This window comes from Listeria monocytogenes (genome assembly GCF_013282665.1).
Lineage (GTDB): Bacteria > Bacillota > Bacilli > Lactobacillales > Listeriaceae > Listeria > Listeria monocytogenes_C.
This window is the reverse complement of sequence record NZ_CP054041.1, coordinates 1,735,662-1,751,463: the sequence shown is the minus strand read 5'-3', so window position 1 is coordinate 1,751,463 and position 15,802 is coordinate 1,735,662. Positions and strand designations below refer to the sequence as shown.

17 protein-coding genes and 1 riboswitch are annotated in these 15,802 nt (G+C 39.2%); of the genes, 12 read left to right on the top strand and 5 right to left on the bottom strand.

Annotation, left to right across the window (positions count from 1 at the left end; all coding sequences use genetic code 11):
* Nucleotides 1–42 precede the first annotated feature (42 nt).
* Nucleotides 43–771, bottom strand: a complete 729-nt coding sequence (locus HRK21_RS08780; RefSeq protein WP_003738260.1) for a GntR family transcriptional regulator — start codon at nucleotides 769–771, stop codon at nucleotides 43–45.
* Between the two features lie 43 nt (nucleotides 772–814).
* Entirely contained in the window at nucleotides 815–2,209 is a 1,395-nt protein-coding gene (gmuD, locus tag HRK21_RS08775) for a 6-phospho-beta-glucosidase GmuD (RefSeq protein WP_070006335.1), read from the bottom strand.
* Nucleotides 2,210–2,329: 120 nt separating this feature from the next.
* Nucleotides 2,330–2,431, top strand: a riboswitch (purine riboswitch).
* A gap of 93 nt (nucleotides 2,432–2,524) precedes the next feature.
* Between gmuD and HRK21_RS08770 the strand changes: the two genes are divergently transcribed.
* Nucleotides 2,525–3,820, top strand: a complete 1,296-nt coding sequence (locus HRK21_RS08770) for an NCS2 family permease (protein ID WP_070006336.1) — start codon at nucleotides 2,525–2,527, stop codon at nucleotides 3,818–3,820.
* Nucleotides 3,821–3,862: 42 nt separating this feature from the next.
* Here the strand turns inward: HRK21_RS08770 and HRK21_RS08765 are convergent, their stop codons facing one another.
* A complete protein-coding gene (locus HRK21_RS08765; protein WP_070006337.1) occupies nucleotides 3,863–4,894 on the bottom strand; it encodes a nucleoid-associated protein in 1,032 nt (343 codons plus the stop codon).
* A gap of 76 nt (nucleotides 4,895–4,970) precedes the next feature.
* On the opposite strand from HRK21_RS08765, the gene HRK21_RS08760 reads away from it, so the two are divergent.
* On the top strand, nucleotides 4,971–5,267 hold the full coding sequence (locus tag HRK21_RS08760; RefSeq protein ID WP_070006338.1) for an MGMT family protein: 297 nt from the start codon (nucleotides 4,971–4,973) through the stop codon (nucleotides 5,265–5,267).
* Here the strand turns inward: HRK21_RS08760 and hisJ are convergent.
* Nucleotides 5,252–6,079, bottom strand: coding sequence for a histidinol-phosphatase HisJ (hisJ, locus tag HRK21_RS08755; protein ID WP_070006339.1), 828 nt, complete (start codon nucleotides 6,077–6,079; stop codon nucleotides 5,252–5,254). The two genes, HRK21_RS08760 and hisJ, sit on opposite strands and share 16 nt — an antisense overlap.
* 151 nt (nucleotides 6,080–6,230) lie before the next feature.
* Between hisJ and HRK21_RS08750 the strand changes: the two genes are divergently transcribed.
* From HRK21_RS08750 to gdhA, 10 genes are all read left to right on the top strand, one after another.
* Nucleotides 6,231–7,412: an ATP phosphoribosyltransferase regulatory subunit gene (locus HRK21_RS08750; RefSeq protein ID WP_069888162.1), complete on the top strand. Its 1,182-nt coding sequence runs from the start codon at nucleotides 6,231–6,233 to the stop codon at nucleotides 7,410–7,412.
* Entirely contained in the window at nucleotides 7,409–8,050 is a 642-nt protein-coding gene (gene hisG / locus HRK21_RS08745) for an ATP phosphoribosyltransferase (protein ID WP_003729309.1), read from the top strand. Before HRK21_RS08750 ends, hisG begins: the two co-directional genes overlap by 4 nt.
* A complete protein-coding gene (hisD, locus tag HRK21_RS08740; RefSeq protein WP_070006340.1) occupies nucleotides 8,047–9,330 on the top strand; it encodes a histidinol dehydrogenase in 1,284 nt (427 codons plus the stop codon). Before hisG ends, hisD begins: the two co-directional genes overlap by 4 nt.
* Nucleotides 9,331–9,915 (top strand): imidazoleglycerol-phosphate dehydratase HisB, encoded by a 585-nt coding sequence (hisB, locus tag HRK21_RS08735; protein WP_003738253.1) that lies wholly within the window; start codon nucleotides 9,331–9,333, stop codon nucleotides 9,913–9,915.
* Nucleotides 9,916–10,542, top strand: coding sequence for an imidazole glycerol phosphate synthase subunit HisH (gene hisH, locus HRK21_RS08730; protein WP_069888159.1), 627 nt, complete (start codon nucleotides 9,916–9,918; stop codon nucleotides 10,540–10,542).
* Complete coding sequence (gene hisA / locus HRK21_RS08725; RefSeq protein ID WP_069888158.1) at nucleotides 10,521–11,243, top strand: 1-(5-phosphoribosyl)-5-[(5-phosphoribosylamino)methylideneamino]imidazole-4-carboxamide isomerase; 723 nt, start codon at nucleotides 10,521–10,523, stop codon at nucleotides 11,241–11,243. The genes hisH and hisA overlap by 22 nt, the downstream gene beginning before the upstream one ends.
* Nucleotides 11,233–11,988: an imidazole glycerol phosphate synthase subunit HisF gene (gene hisF / locus HRK21_RS08720; RefSeq protein WP_070006341.1), complete on the top strand. Its 756-nt coding sequence runs from the start codon at nucleotides 11,233–11,235 to the stop codon at nucleotides 11,986–11,988. Before hisA ends, hisF begins: the two co-directional genes overlap by 11 nt.
* Nucleotides 11,985–12,302 carry a phosphoribosyl-AMP cyclohydrolase gene (hisI, locus tag HRK21_RS08715; RefSeq protein ID WP_070006342.1) on the top strand — a complete coding sequence of 106 codons (318 nt, stop codon included), beginning with the start codon at nucleotides 11,985–11,987 and terminating at the stop codon, nucleotides 12,300–12,302. Before hisF ends, hisI begins: the two co-directional genes overlap by 4 nt.
* Nucleotides 12,303–12,614: a phosphoribosyl-ATP diphosphatase gene (hisE, locus tag HRK21_RS08710; RefSeq protein WP_070006343.1), complete on the top strand. Its 312-nt coding sequence runs from the start codon at nucleotides 12,303–12,305 to the stop codon at nucleotides 12,612–12,614.
* A 493-nt stretch (nucleotides 12,615–13,107) separates the two neighbouring features.
* The gene (gene gdhA / locus HRK21_RS08705; protein ID WP_070006344.1) at nucleotides 13,108–14,484 is read left to right on the top strand and encodes an NADP-specific glutamate dehydrogenase; all 1,377 of its coding nucleotides are present in this window, start codon (nucleotides 13,108–13,110) and stop codon (nucleotides 14,482–14,484) included.
* 43 nt (nucleotides 14,485–14,527) lie between these two features.
* On the opposite strand, the gene HRK21_RS08700 is transcribed toward gdhA, so the two are convergent.
* Nucleotides 14,528–15,433 carry a magnesium transporter CorA family protein gene (locus HRK21_RS08700; RefSeq protein ID WP_070006345.1) on the bottom strand — a complete coding sequence of 302 codons (906 nt, stop codon included), beginning with the start codon at nucleotides 15,431–15,433 and terminating at the stop codon, nucleotides 14,528–14,530.
* Between the last annotated feature and the right edge of the window lie 369 nt (nucleotides 15,434–15,802).

Sequence of the window (15,802 nt, the reverse complement as noted above, 5' to 3'; positions counted from 1 at the left end):
CTAGATAAAATGATTTCTCACTTTTTCTAGCTTCTTTTTATTTTATCGTCTAGCTATATTCACTGTAGTAAACACAAATTTATCATAACGGTGGCGCGATCTGGAAAACTCAAACGCGAGACCGTTGTTTAAATACACGGTTTGTTCTACTTCGACAACCGGGTCATCAGAAGCACAGTCGAGATATTGCTGATCAAGCAGTGTTGCTTTATCCGCGCGAATTTGTTTGTACGAACTAGCAATTTTCAGGTTCAAATCGTCTTGAATATATGAATAAATTGACCCTTCTAAAATTTGCTGATTGATGCCTGGGATAACCCCAACTGGCATATACGTGTGTTCAAGTACATAAGGTTCATCTTTCACTAGTCGGACACGAAGAATGTCATAGATTGGCGTTTCCATTTCGATATGAAGACGTTCTGCAATTTCTTCAGTTGGAAAGATGACTTTAAACTCGATTACTTTACTAATAACTTTCTTGCCGTCCAAAAGTTTAGTGAAGCCGTTTACCTCTTGATTATGAATTTGTAAACGGTCCGCGTCCAGCGCCGATTTGATAATGAAAGTACCATGCCCGCGTTTACGATATAGTAAGCCTTCAAGCACAAGTACTTCAAGCGCTTTTTTCATTGTCATTCGACTGCAATCAAACTCTTTCGCCAAAGTTATCTCATCAGGAATAGGTTGATTAAGCGGATAGGCGTGATTCATAATTCTTTTGCGGATTTCTTCAGCAATAAAGCTATATTTCGTCTGGTTCTGAGCCACGGAAGTTCACCTCTTTACACATAATACTTTTATTTTATCACATTTAGTCTTCAAAACCATTGTTTTCTGCAAGTTCTTTATACCAATGACCAGATGCTTTTACAGTACGTTTGAAATCATTGTCCAAATCGACTTCAACTAAGCCGTAACGGTTTTTGTAAGCATTCGCCCAGCTCCAGCAGTCCATGAACGTCCAAAGGTGATAACCGTGACAATTAGCGCCTTCTTCCATTGCTTTATGAAGCCATTTCAAGTGACTCTTAATGAAATCGATTCGGTATGTGTCTTCAATCATTCCATCTGCATTACGGTAGCGACTTTCGCCTTCTACACCCATACCATTTTCAGAAATGAAGAATGGAATATTATCGTAGTTATCACGCAGATTAATCGCAATATCATAAATCGCTCTTTCAAAAATTTCCCAACCACGATATGGATTCATTTTGCGGTATGGCATTTCATAGTTATCAAAAAGATGTTCTGGCATAAATGGCGCATCCGGGTGAGCTGCGTATTCTTTCGCTTTCACACGGCGCGGTTGGTAGTAGTTCACACCCAAAATATCAATAATGTTGTTTTTAATTATCGCCAAATCTTCTTCGGTATATTCTGGAAGCGCATCATGTTCGCGAATAATTTCTACAAGATCAGCCGGGAATTCCCCTTTTGTAACCGGATCAAGGAAACTACGGTTGAAAATTAAATCCGCAATATGAGCCGCTTTTAAATCTGCCGGATTTTGGCTTCTTGGATAAGACGGCGTTAAGTTTAAAATAATACCAATTTGGCCTTCTGGAATTTCAAGTGCGTGGAATTCTTTCACAGCAAGCGCATGCGCCAAAGTAGTGTGGTAAGCAACCTGAGTCGCACGTTTAAAATCAACCACATTCGGATAGTGCATATCGTATAAATAGCCAGCTTCAACTGGAACAATTGGTTCATTAAAAGTAAACCAGTGTTTCACACGATCCCCGAATAATTCAAAACAAGTTTTTGCAAAAGTTGCATACGCGTCCACTACTTCACGGCTTTCAAAACCGCCTTTTTCTTGCATCGACATTGGCATATCAAAATGATACAAATTCATAAATGGTTCGACGTCATTTGCAAGCATTTCATCAATTACACGATTGTAAAAATCTACTGCTTTCGGATTCACTTCGCCGATACCATCTGGAATAAGGCGTGACCACTGAATCGAAGTACGGAAAGAATTATGCCCTGTTTGTTTCATTAATGCAATATCTTCTTTATATTGATAGTAAAAATTAGATGTATTCGTAGGACCAACATCATTAAAGAAACGACCTGGTTCGATTTTGTACCAGTGATCCCAAATACTCGGCTTTCTACCATCTACATTTGCTGCGCCTTCTGTTTGTGGGCCGGACGCCGCACTTCCCCACCAAAAATTCTCTGGAAATTTATAAGTCATTTTTCTACCTCCAACTATTATTTGCTTTTATTATACCTTATTTATTTAAAAGTATAAACTTATTTATTTAAAAGTTCGTTTTTTATTTTTATTTCTTACACGTATTGCCAAAAATCGGCTAATCCGCTACAATAATAGAGTCGTATAAGTTCGGTAATATGGACCGTTCGTTTCTACCAGGCAACCGTAAAATGCCAGGCTACGAGCTATTGTAAAATTTAATAGGGATTTTTTTGCTATTTTTATTTATTATTCCCTTTTTTACCTAGGCTCTTTCCGTTATGTGCGACAACATAAATAGGGAGGATTTTTTTAATGGATAAATTTTTCAAACTACGCGAGAACAAGACGACTGTTCGGACAGAAATACTCGCGGGGCTAACGACTTTCTTATCGATGGCTTATGTACTTTTCGTCAACCCATCTATGCTTGCAACAACTGGAATGGAATTAAAAGCTGTTTTTGTGGCAACGATTCTAGCTTCTGTTGTAGGATCACTTGCAATGGGGCTAATCGCTAATTACCCGATCGGGCTTGCGCCAGGTATGGGACTAAATGCATTTTTCGCTTATACCGTTTGTGCGCAGTGGGGAATTCCTTGGCAAACAGCGCTGGCTGGTGTTCTCGTTTCTGGCTTAGTATTTATTTGTCTAACCATTTCTGGACTTCGTGAAAAAATCGTTAATGCAATCCCAACGGAATTAAAATTCGCAGTTGGAGCAGGGATTGGGTTTTTTATCGCCTTTTTAGGGCTTAAAAATGCTGGAATTATTGTGCCAAATGAATCTACTATTGTAGCGCTTGGTGACTTACATTCTGGTCCAGTGTTACTAGCTGTTTTCGGGATTATTGTTACTGTTGCTTACATGACAATTGGTTGGAAAGGTGCGATTTTCCTTGGAATGGCAACAACCGCTATTGCTGGAATGTTGTTTGGATTAATCGACGTGCCAACTCAAGTTGTTTCTTCTGTACCGAGTATGGCACCAACTTTTGGGCAAGCTATTATTCATTTGCCTGATATTTTTACTCCGCAAATGTTGATTGTTATTTTGACATTTTTCTTCATTGATTTCTTTGATACTGCCGGGACACTTGTTGCGGTTGCGACTCAAGCTGGATTTGTAAAAGATAACAAAATTCCGCGTGCAGGTCGTTCACTATTTTCTGACTCGCTGGCAACTGTTTTTGGTGCGATTTTCGGAACTTCAACAACTACTTCTTATGTAGAATCTACTGCGGGAGTTGCGGTTGGGGGGCGGACAGGTTTAACTGCGGTTGTAGTTGCCATCTGTTTCTCGCTATCTCTTTTCTTCTCGCCACTTCTAGGCGTGATTACGAGTGCAGTTACGACGCCAGCACTTGTTATCGTTGGAATTTTAATGATTGGAAATGTTGCTCATATTGATTGGACTAAATTTGAAGTAGCAGTTCCGTCCTTTTTCGTTATTTTAATGATGGTACTTACTTTCTCTATTGCTACTGGTATCGCGATTGGTTTCATTTTCTATCCAATCACCATGGTACTTAAAGGACGCTATAAAGAAGTGCATCCAATTATGTACGTGATGATGGTATTGTTTATACTGTACTTTATGTTCGTCGTTTAGACAGCAAAAAAACCGGGGATTCTGCATCCTCGGTTTTTTCGTTTAATCATAATACACAATCATGTAGTTTTTGCCTTTTTCCTCGTCATATCCTTGTACAAAATCAGTTTCTTCCAGCTGTTCTAAATCTTTCACAACAACCGAAATATTTTTGCCAAGTTTAATCGTTTTACGTATTTTTTTCGATAGTTTTTCGCGCTTTTCTTCATCTAATTGGAATGTTTCTGGAAAACGGACATTATTTTCTCGTTCAAATGTATCCACCATCGTGTTAAATTCAGTAATCTCTTCCGGTTTTTCAATTGTCGTACGGGCAAATTCAGCAATATTCAACGTCTCTTCTCCTGCTAAATATTCCGATGTCGCTTTTACAAAATTAGATTTATCAAGCAGCGACTCCTCACGTTGTTTAATATAATCCGTACAAACTTCCACAAAGCCTTCCGTGTAAAATTTCTCATCGGTTATTTTGTCAATGCTCAAGAACTTATCTTTCCAATACACCGAATCGCCGCGGTTAAGCCGGTCTAAAATCAACACTTTATTTCCCGTGTCATGATCCACATTGAAAATCAAGCACCCTTTATCTAAGTCCGTTCCGGTAATCCCTTTATCATAGCCAATTTGAAATTCTCTTCCGTTGAAATCATTTTTAAGAAAGACTTCTTTGTTTTCGACTTTAAAAATCCCGATTCCGTTCGTGAAATCACCATCGACAACGCAGCCCTCAATAAAGAAAATCCAGACATCACCACTCTTAATATTCGGGTGGGTAGTTTCGCTATATAAATGCTCTAAAATCTTCTTGGATTCGTCCAGAAACTCTTCCTCCGCGACAAACATATTCGAAGCAAACGTACGAACTTCATTAAAATCCAAATCTGTTTCATGCGTAAACTGATAATATTCATCTTTTTTAAATGGCTCTAAGAAAATCGAAGCTAGTGTTTGGTTCATTTCCGAACCAATATCAGCGAGCACATTCGCTGATACTTCTGTTCCTTCTTCTCTCGCTTTATTTCCAGCAAAATGGACCACGAGTTTTGTAATTTTTGCGTATGAAAAATCTGGCATTTCTTTATCATCCTAACTTTTATAAAATAGGTATTTCCTGTATACTAAATTTATTATGAACAAATGGAGGTACGTAATGATTCCAGCAGATTTTGAAGATCGTGTTTATACAGTCGTGCGCCAAATTCCGCGCGGTAAAGTGACTACATATGGCCAAATCGCTTATATGATTGGCTTTCCAAAAAACGCCAGACTCGTAGGCGCTACGCTGAAACATTCGAAACGTGACCAAATTACGCCTTGCCATCGTGTCGTCAATGCAGCTGGTCGACTAGTCCCGGGCTGGGAAGAACAGCGCGAACTCCTTTTATCCGAAGGTGTGACATTTAAAGAGAATGGCCACGTCAAAATGAAAAATCATTTTTGGCAATAAGTTTTATAACCGCGCCCAATATCTTGAACGCCGTGCGAGTCAGAACCATAAACAAACGGAATCTGTAACTCTCTGGCTAATGTCACTATTTTCTTTGGTGGATATGTCTCCTCGCAAAGTGGCTTAAACAGTCCTGCCGTATTAAAATCAAGCTCATAGTCTCGTTTTTTCACTAAAGCAAGAATCGACTGAAATTTCTCCATTACTTCCTCAGAAAAATCGCTTGTATCCGCCCCAAAGAATTGCTGAAACTTCTGACACAATGAAATATGCCCAATTCTCTGCGGTTTAAAAGCTCCTAAATCCGCTTCAATTGACTGTATCACACCTTCTAAATAAGCAAGTTGCGCTTGTTCAAACCCGCCATAAAATTGTACAATTCCTGCATTATAATCCTCCGCAGAAAAATCAATCGAACGAAAACCGCCTTGCCCCTCTAAAAAATGCAGCGACAACACACCATCATCCGTTTGCGGTCCATACTCATTCAAAAAATCCCGCGTAAAATCCTCATAACCAATTAAATAATCCACTTCAAACCCGATATGTATTAATAAATCACTCGCATATTTTTTCTTTATATGGTTCATTTTCTTAAAATAATAAGGGAGATCACTCATTGCCATACTAGCCGTTGTTACAGCTTCTTTGTCTCCAGCTGTATTTTTCATAAATTCGCTCGAAAGTGGCGCGTGCTCTACTATAGAATACTCATCAAAATCCAGTTCAATCGCTTTTAAAACCATTTCTTCCACGTCATCATGCGTACCATGTGGACAAAATTCTGTGTGCGTATGCCCGTCTCTTTTCATATTCAACCCTCTTTCAAAATTCTTTTCCCTAAGTGCTCTAAATGGTACACTAATTATACCATAAGCAACTATTTTTCTATTCATTATTTACAAAAAGACTTTAACGTGCTAATATGCTAATAAACTAAAATATTGTAAAGGAGCTAACCAGATGAACTTAAATAAGAACTTACCAACTGGAACACGTGATAAACTCTTTCGTGAAGCACAAGCTGCATACAAAATTGAGCAACAAGTGAATCATTATTTTGAAAAACGTGGATTTAAACGTATTGAAACACCTGTTATCGAGTTTGAAGATGTCTTTTCTTCTGAACATCAAGCCGATGCGAAGTTATACCGTTTCTTTGACGAAAAAGGTCGTTTGACAGTTCTACGTCCGGACATGACCCTTCCAATTGGTCGAGTTGTAAGTACAACTGGTGTGACGCTCCCTCTAAAACTTTCTTATAGCGGAAAAATTTTCCGTGCCAATGAAGATTTTGGTGGCGAACAAAACGAACAAACGCAAGCTGGAATCGAAATCATTGGCTATCCTTCGATTAAAGCAGAGATTGAATGTATTTTAAGTGGAATTGGGGTTTTAAATGCTCTAGAAATTCCGAATTTTCAAATTGAACTCGGACATGCGGCAATTTATCGGCGTGTTATCCAACTTTTAAATCTCTCCGAAACAGCTGAAATTGATTTTCGCCAACTAATTCAAAATAAAAGCTTAACTGGTATTAAACGATTTGTTGCAGGTAATCCAAGTACGCTTGACGATTTTATTCTAGCCATACCAAGATTATTTGGCCCAGCGACAGCTATTTTAAACCAAGCAAAAAATTTAACAACCGACAAAGGAATTTTAACGGCACTGCACGAAATGGAAACAATTGTGGAAGCTGTTTCTTACACAGCAGATATTAGTGTCGATTTAGGACTCGTACAAGATTTTCATTATTATACAGGTATAATTTTTAGAGGATACGCTGACCTTGCTGCTGATAATTTTTTAAGCGGCGGCCGTTACGATCACCTACTAGAACAATTCACCAGCTCTTCCTCCCCAGCAGTTGGTTTGGCTCTTAATCTCGACTCCCTCACAACTCTACAAAACCGCGCTGGCATCATCAAAAAACAAACACCAACAACACTTTTGATCCACTACGAACTTGAGGCACTCCAACAAGCAGAAAAATTCATGCGCGACACACCAAATAGTGAATTAAGTTTTTTTGAAACAGCATCAAACGCCATCTCTTTTGCAAAAAAATGGCATATTCCCGAAGTCGTTCACGTCTCGAGCCAAGGCATCCAAACTATTTTTCAAAGGGAGGCAGACTTATGAAAGCTCTCAAAATCGCTCTAACAAAAGGTCGACTGGAGAAAGACGCAGTGGCACTTTTGGAAAAAGCGGGGATTGACTGTTCTTCTATGACAGATAAAAAGCGCAAACTAATTTTTCATAGTAGCACTCAACCAATCTCTTTTATTTTAGTAAAAGCGGTCGATGTCATGACTTATGTAAAGCACGGGGTTGCGGATATTGGCATCGTTGGTAAAGACGTTTTAATGGAAGCATCTAAATCCCATTACGAAATGCTCGACCTTGAAATCGGTAAATGCCAGTTCTGCCTTGCTTCTACACCTGACTTTGACCCGAGCAGTTATCGACGAAAAATCATCGCAACGAAGTATCCAACTGTTGCTTCCAAATTTTTCCGGGAAAAAGGCGAAGATGTAGAAATTATCAAAATCGAAGGATCCGTCGAGATTGCTCCAGTGCTTGGTCTTGCTGATGCCATCATCGATATCGTCGAAACTGGCTCCACTTTAAAAGAAAACGGCTTACTTATTTATGAAAAAATGTATCCAATCTCTGCTCGTCTGATTGTCAATAAAGCTTCCTTAAAACAGAACAAAACGCAAATTTTCCAATTAATCGATCAATTAGAACAAGCGATAAAGGAGGAACGCATCGAATGAAAATTTTAACCGGAACTGTAAAGGATCTATTAAACAAGCTCAAAACAGAAAACGATACGAACACTTCCATCCAAGTGGAAACCGAAGTAAAAACGATTATTGAAAAAGTAAAAACAGCTGGTGACCAAGCCCTATTTGACTTCACATCCAAGTTTGACGGCGTAGGGCTCACCGAACTCCGCGTTCCAGCCGCTGACATCCAAGCTGCAAGCGCAAAAGTCGACCCCGCCTTCCTAGACGCACTCCAACAAGCTAAAGCGAATATTGAAAGTTTCCACAGCAAGCAAAAACAACATGCTTTCCTTGATAACGAAAAAGACGGCGTCATTCGAGGACAATTGATTCGCCCATTAGAAACTGTCGGTGTATACGTTCCCGGTGGTACAGCAGCTTATCCATCCTCCGTATTAATGAATGTGTTACCCGCCAAAATTGCTGGAGTAAAGCGAATCGTAATGATTACTCCTCCTGGCGAAAACGGTATTAATCCTCACGTCCTAGTCGCGGCTCAACTTGCTGGTGTGGACGAAATTTACCAAGTTGGCGGTGCACATGGAATCGCAGCTCTTGCTTACGGAACTGAATCTATCCCTAAAGTAGCTAAAATCGTCGGTCCTGGAAATGTCTATGTCGCCACTGCCAAACGTGAAGTGTTCGGCTTAGTCGATATCGACATGATAGCTGGTCCATCCGAAATTGTTGTGCTTGCAGATGAAAATGCCAATCCTGCTTTTATCGCCGCCGACTTACTCTCCCAAGCAGAGCACGATATTTTAGCCCGTGCTATCTTAATCACAACTAGTAAAAAAATCGCCGAGGAAACACAAAATGAAATTGACAAACAGCTAGAAAATCTACCTCGAAAAGCGATTGCTCATAAATCTATCGAAACACAAGGAAAAATCGTTATCACAGCAACCACACAAGAAATGTTCGATATCATGAACGAAATCGCCCCTGAACACTTAGAAGTACAACTTGAAAATCCAATGAACTATCTCCATCAAATTAAAAACGCCGGCTCAATTTTCTTAGGAAGTTATGCCTCTGAACCTCTTGGCGACTATTTTGCCGGACCAAATCACGTCTTACCTACAAGTGGCACCGCGAAATTTTTCTCTCCTCTCGGCGTGGAAGATTTCACGAAACGTTCTGCCTTTATTTCTTATACAAAAGAAGCACTCGCAAAAGAAAAAGATGCTATTGTTTTACTTGCCAAAAAAGAAGGTCTAGACGCCCATGCCAAAGCCATTCAAATTCGTTTTGAGGAGGAAAACTAAATGAGAACAGCGACTAAAACCCGTGTTACTGCAGAAACTTCTATTGAACTTTCCATTAACCTAGATTCCCAAACAGAATCAACTATTTCTACTGGAGTCGGATTTTTGGATCACATGCTCACCCTTTTCGCCAAGCATAGCCGAATAACTTTAAACGTAAAAGCAGACGGCGATACATATGTCGATGCGCATCATACCGTAGAAGACATCGGCATCACACTCGGACTTTGTTTAAAAGAAGCACTTGCTGATAAAGCGAGCATTAATCGCTACGGCTCCGCTTATGTCCCAATGGACGAATCACTTGGTTTTTGTGCTCTAGACTTAAGTGGACGTTCTTATCTTGTTTTTGACGCTGAACTCACAAACCCTAAACTGGGTGATTTTGACACAGAATTAGTGGAAGAATTTTTCCAAGCAGTCGCCTTTAATACCGAAATGAACCTCCACCTTCGCGTCCTTTATGGCAAAAACACACACCATAAAATCGAAGCACTTTTTAAAGCATTCGGTCGTGCTCTTCGCGAAGCTATTACGATTAATCCCGAAATCAAAGGCGTAAATTCAACTAAAGGGGTCCTGTAAATGATTGTAATTATTGACTATGATACAGGAAACACGAAGAGCATCAGCAAAGCACTTGATTTCATCGGACTACAAAATAAAATTTCTAGTGATACAACAGAAATCTCACAGGCTGACGGCGTTATTTTACCAGGAGTTGGCGCTTATCCTGAAGCTATGAAAGAACTCACTCGGCGCGGGCTGGATAAAACTTTAAAAGAGATCGCCGCCACTGGTAAACCAATTCTTGGCGTATGCCTTGGTATGCAACTTTTACTCGAATCAAGCAACGAACATAGCTTTACTCATGGGCTCGGTCTCATTCCCGGTCATGTCGAAAAATTACCAGAAGAGCCCAAATTTGCCGTTCCACACATGGGCTGGAATCAGCTAGAAATCAAACGTACCACCCCGCTTACAAAACAACTTGATGGAGAATACGTTTATTACGTTCACTCCTATTACGCCAATTGCCCAGAAGAATACATTATCGCAACAAGTGGCTATTCTATTGAAGTTCCTGGCATGATAAATAACGGCAATATTTACGGCGCCCAGTTCCATCCTGAAAAAAGCGGCCAAATCGGTCTTGAAATTTTAAAAGGATTTAAGGAGGTCACTTATTCATGCAAATTTTCCCAGCAATAGATTTAAAAAATGGACAATGTGTCCGTCTTTTCCAAGGCGACTTTTCTAAAAAAACAGTTGTCAATGAAGACCCGATTGCCCAAGCAAAAGCATTTGCAACAGATGGCGCAACTTACCTACACATCGTTGACCTCGACGGCGCATTAGAAGGACGCCCCGTCAACCTAGAAGTCATCCAAAAAATGAAAGCAACAGCCAAGATACCTGTCCAAGTTGGTGGCGGAATTCGTAGTATGGCACAAGTAGCTTATTACCTTGAATCAGGTATTGATCGTGTGATTATCGGTTCTGCTGCTCTAACAGATCCAGACTTCCTACGTGCTGCAGTTCAAAAATATGGAGCTAAAATCGCAGCCGGTATCGATGCCAAAAACGGCTTTGTCGCAACAAGAGGTTGGCTCGATGTCAGCCAGGTTAACTATTTAGATTTAGCTAAACAAATGGAAGAAGTAGGTGTTGCGACAATCATTTACACTGATATTAGCCGTGATGGCACACTAACTGGACCTAATTTAGAACAAATGGCTAATCTTAAAGAACACGTTAAAGTTAATTTAATTGCATCTGGTGGAGTGAGCAGTCGCGCAGATTTAGAAGCACTGGCAAAACTCGGCTTATACGGGGCAATCGCTGGAAAAGCACTTTATAATCGTCAAATTTCCATGTCAGATATTGTAGAGGTGGAACAAATTGCTTACTAAACGAATCATCCCTTGCCTAGACGTCACAGCAGGTCGAGTCGTCAAAGGCGTTAATTTTGTATCATTAGCCGATGTAGGTGATCCCGTCGAAATTGCCAAAGCCTATAATGAAGCTGGCGCGGATGAACTCGTCTTCCTTGATATCACCGCAACAGTGGAGCTACGTCAAACAATGATAGATGTTGTGGAACGTACTGCCGAACAAGTTTTTATCCCACTCACAGTCGGCGGAGGAATAAGTAGCGTTTCTGACATGAAAGAACTTCTCCAAGCCGGCGCCGACAAGATTTCACTTAATTCCGCTGCTATCAAACGTCCCGACCTCATCCAAGAAGGCGCCGACAAATTCGGCAATCAGTGTATTGTTGTCGCAATCGATGCTAAATGGAACGGGACAAATTGGAGTGTCTTCACTCGTGGCGGCAGAAATGATACGGGGCTCGATGCCATTAAATGGGCAAAAAAAGCAGTCCAACTCGGTGCTGGTGAAATTCTACTAACTAGTATGGACGGTGATGGCACCAAAAACGGCTACGATATCCCGCTCACAAAAGTAATATCAGAAGCCGTTTCTGTTCCAGTCATCGCTTCAGGTGGCTGTGGTAATGCCACACATATGGTCGAGGTTTTTGAAAAAACAAACGCAACTGCCGCGCTCGCTGCAAGTATTTTCCACTACGGCGAACTAAGCATCCAAAATGTCAAAACAACCTTACTCGAAAAAGGAGTGAATATCCGCCCATGATTTCTGTAGATTTTTCTAAAGGTCTTGTCCCAACTATTATCCTAGACGATCGAAATGGCGACGTTTTAATGCTCGCTTATATGAATGAAGAAAGCTACCAAAAAACGCTTGAAACTGGCTACACGTGGTTTTTTTCGCGCTCCAGAAACGAACTTTGGAATAAAGGCGCGACAAGCGGACATACTCAAAAAGTGAAACAAATCTGGACTGATTGCGATAACGACACATTACTTATCCGTGTAATCCAAATTGGCCCAGCCTGCCACACCGGCAAAAAAAGCTGCTTTTTCAACCTTATAAAGGAGGACTTTTAAATGTTAAATGACTTATATGAAGAAATTAAACTACGTAAAGAACAACCAAAAGAAGGCTCCTACACGAATTACCTGTTTGATAAAGGACTGGATAAAATCCTCAAAAAAGTTGGCGAAGAAGCAACCGAAGTCGTTATCGCCGCTAAAAATGATAAGCAAGAATTAATCGCTGAAGTATCCGATTTAACATACCATTTACTTGTGCTCTTAGCTGAAAAGAATATTCCATTAGAAGCCATCCAAACAGAGCTCCAAAATCGAGAAGGAAAGTTGAGCACCACTCGTGATCGTAAAGAAATTAACGATTTATAAAAACATGACAATTTCGTAACCTTAGGAATTATTATTGTAAGAAAAAGCGCATGATTATTTCATCCATTTTTTATATACTTGTTTACGTGGAGAGCTTTTATTTTTCCCAAAAGAAAGCAGGTAATGTTAAAGCAATAATTCTAGTATCCGAATTAGTCTTATCCCTTGGCTCGCTTTAATATTATTTCTCCCTAATACTCCCTTAACCGCATCCCCCTGGTGCGGTTATTTTTTTAGGACAACCTCCGTCTTCCCCTCCTAAAAAAGTAAGCAAACGTTCTCATTGACTACATTTTAAAAAATTTCAGAAAAATTGATTTTTATGCTTGAAAATGTTCTCAACAATGTGTAAACTAACAACATAGGTAAGAAAAGTTGACCTACTTAACGCACACAAGCCAATGTTTTTCTTCTTTATAACATTGTATGTATTTGTATCAGGTTTTCTACTTTTCCTTATAGTCAAAATATTTAAACAAGGAGCGATTATAGTATGGCACAAACATCCACTATCCAATATGACACAAAGGCAGCCGAAGACTACGCAACTCGAGTGTTTGAAACAATTAAACAACGGAATCCTGGCGAAACGGAATTCCACCAAGCAGTTGAAGAATTCTTAAACTCTGTTATCCCAGCCCTTGCAAAAGAACCTAAATACGAAGCAAATGGTATTTTAGAACAGTTAACAGAACCTGAACGCCTTATCAGTTTCCGAGTTCCATGGGTGGATGATTCTGGTAAAGTACATGTAAATCGCGGTTATCGGGTGCAGTTCAATAGCGCAATTGGCCCATATAAAGGTGGTCTTCGTTTCCACCCTTCTGTTACAGGAAGCATCGTCAAATTCCTCGGTTTTGAACAAATCTTCAAGAACTCCCTAACTGGCTTACCCATCGGTGGCGGTAAAGGTGGCTCTGACTTTGATCCAAAAGGAAAATCAGACTCAGAAGTAATGCGTTTTTGCCAAAGTTTTATGACTGAACTACAAAAACATATCGGTCCAGATACAGATGTTCCTGCTGGTGATATCGGTGTTGGTGGTCGTGAAATTGGCTACTTATTCGGTCAATACAAACGTCTTCGCGGAGCTTATGATGCCGGTACGATTACTGGCAAAGGTCTTTCTTACGGCGGAAGTTTAGCTCGTACGGAAGCAACTGGTTACGGTCTTGTTTATTTCACAGTTGAAATGTTAGAAGCAGCTGGAGAAACTATTCGCGGCAAAAAAATCGTCGTTTCTGGTTCAGGTAATGTTGCGATTTATGCAATCGAAAAAGCACACGAATTGGGCGCTAAAGTAGTTGCATGTAGCGATTCTGCTGGTTTTGTTTATGACAAAGAAGGTATCAAAGTTGAAACAGTGAAACAATTAAAAGAAGTAGAACGTAAACGTATTAGCGAATACACAACTATTCACCCATCAGCAGAATACTACGCAGGCGGCGACGTATGGTCCGTTCCATGTGATATTGCACTACCATGTGCAACTCAAAATGAAATCAACGCCGACCAAGCTCGTGCACTTGTGAAAAATGGTGTTATCGCTGTTGCAGAAGGCGCAAACATGCCTTCCACCCTTGATGCAGTGGATATTTACCACGAAAATAAAGTTCTATTCGGTCCTGCGAAAGCTGCCAATGCTGGTGGTGTTGCCGTATCAGCACTTGAAATGGCCCAAAACAGCACACGTATGAGCTGGACTTTCCAAACAGTCGATGAGCATTTACAAAATATCATGAAAGATATTTATAAAAATTCAAGTAATGCTGCAAGCGAGTATGGCGCACCTGGTAACCTAGTTATTGGTGCAAATATCGCCGGATTCCTCAAAGTGGCAGATACAATGATTTCTCAAGGTATTATTTAATTTAAAAAGCCTTTCTTTCAATCCGAAAGAAGGGCTTTTTTTATTATCTCATTAATTTTCGTAAAATAAAGGAAAGTCCGAACCACAGAATTACACTAATAAAGATTGTCACAATCCAGCCAAAAGTATTATGTTCTAAAGGAAGTGGCATATTCATTCCAAAGAATCCCGTAATAATAGTAGGAACCGTCAATAAAATTGATAATGCTGTTAAAATTTTCATCGTATCATTCAAATTATTGTTCAAAATATTATTATAAGTACCTGACAATTGCTGTAAGATTTGAGAACTCAATCCCGTCATTTCAACTAGCTGCCTCGCTTCAATTAAAGCATCTTCAAATTGTTCCTTTTCTACTTCATTAAGCTCACGGTATATCATATGGGCTTTCATTTGTTCCAAAAGAGCCGCGTTTTGCTTAGATGCGGAAACAAAATAAACAATTCCTGTTTCCAAATCAGATAATGACAATAAATTTTTCTTCGTCGTTTTAATTTTCAACTTGTCATTAATCATTCTTCTATCCGTATCCATTTCTTCCACATAAGGAAAAAAAGCATCCATAATAAAATACAAACTACTAAATAAAAATTGAAAAATAGTTACGTCATCCGATTCTTTTAAATAGCGCTTCATTTTTCGTGTAATATATTGATTGTCATTATTGGTAATTGTTATTAATTGATTATCTTTTATTATAAAAACCATTGGAATCGTCTCATAATGGTTATCCATTTTTCTTTGATCCGGCACATTAAACACAATGACAAAAGTATTGGACTTTTGATCGTATTCAAAATGCGCACGTTCATTTCTATCAATCGAATAGGCGATTACTTCATCATCAATATGATATTTTTCGTAAAAATCTGCTAGATTCTCTGTATTATCCGTATCGATATTAATCCAATTATATTTGCTATTTCCAAAAATTGTTTGACTGGACACTTTTTCATCCTACTTTCTATGAGGTCATAAAAAAAGAGAGTCTCGTTTTTCAGAGCATCTCTATTTCTACATAATTATAGCACAGAATCTGGGAAATTCTGTGCTACAACTATCTTAAAGGAGTGTTTATTTGAAATAAGCAATTAAGAATATTTCTATGGGGGAAGTAATTTATTTTCAATTAACTTATTTCAAATGACAATCTCTATGGGATAAGTATATCTTACATTACTTTTATGTCTAAGTCAATACTTTTGTTACAAAATTATTTCACAAAACCCAAAAAAGCTGTTTTAATAACAAAATGTAACATTAATGCAATAATCGTGATATTTTTCCATCTTTTATTGACTATGCTATAATTAACTA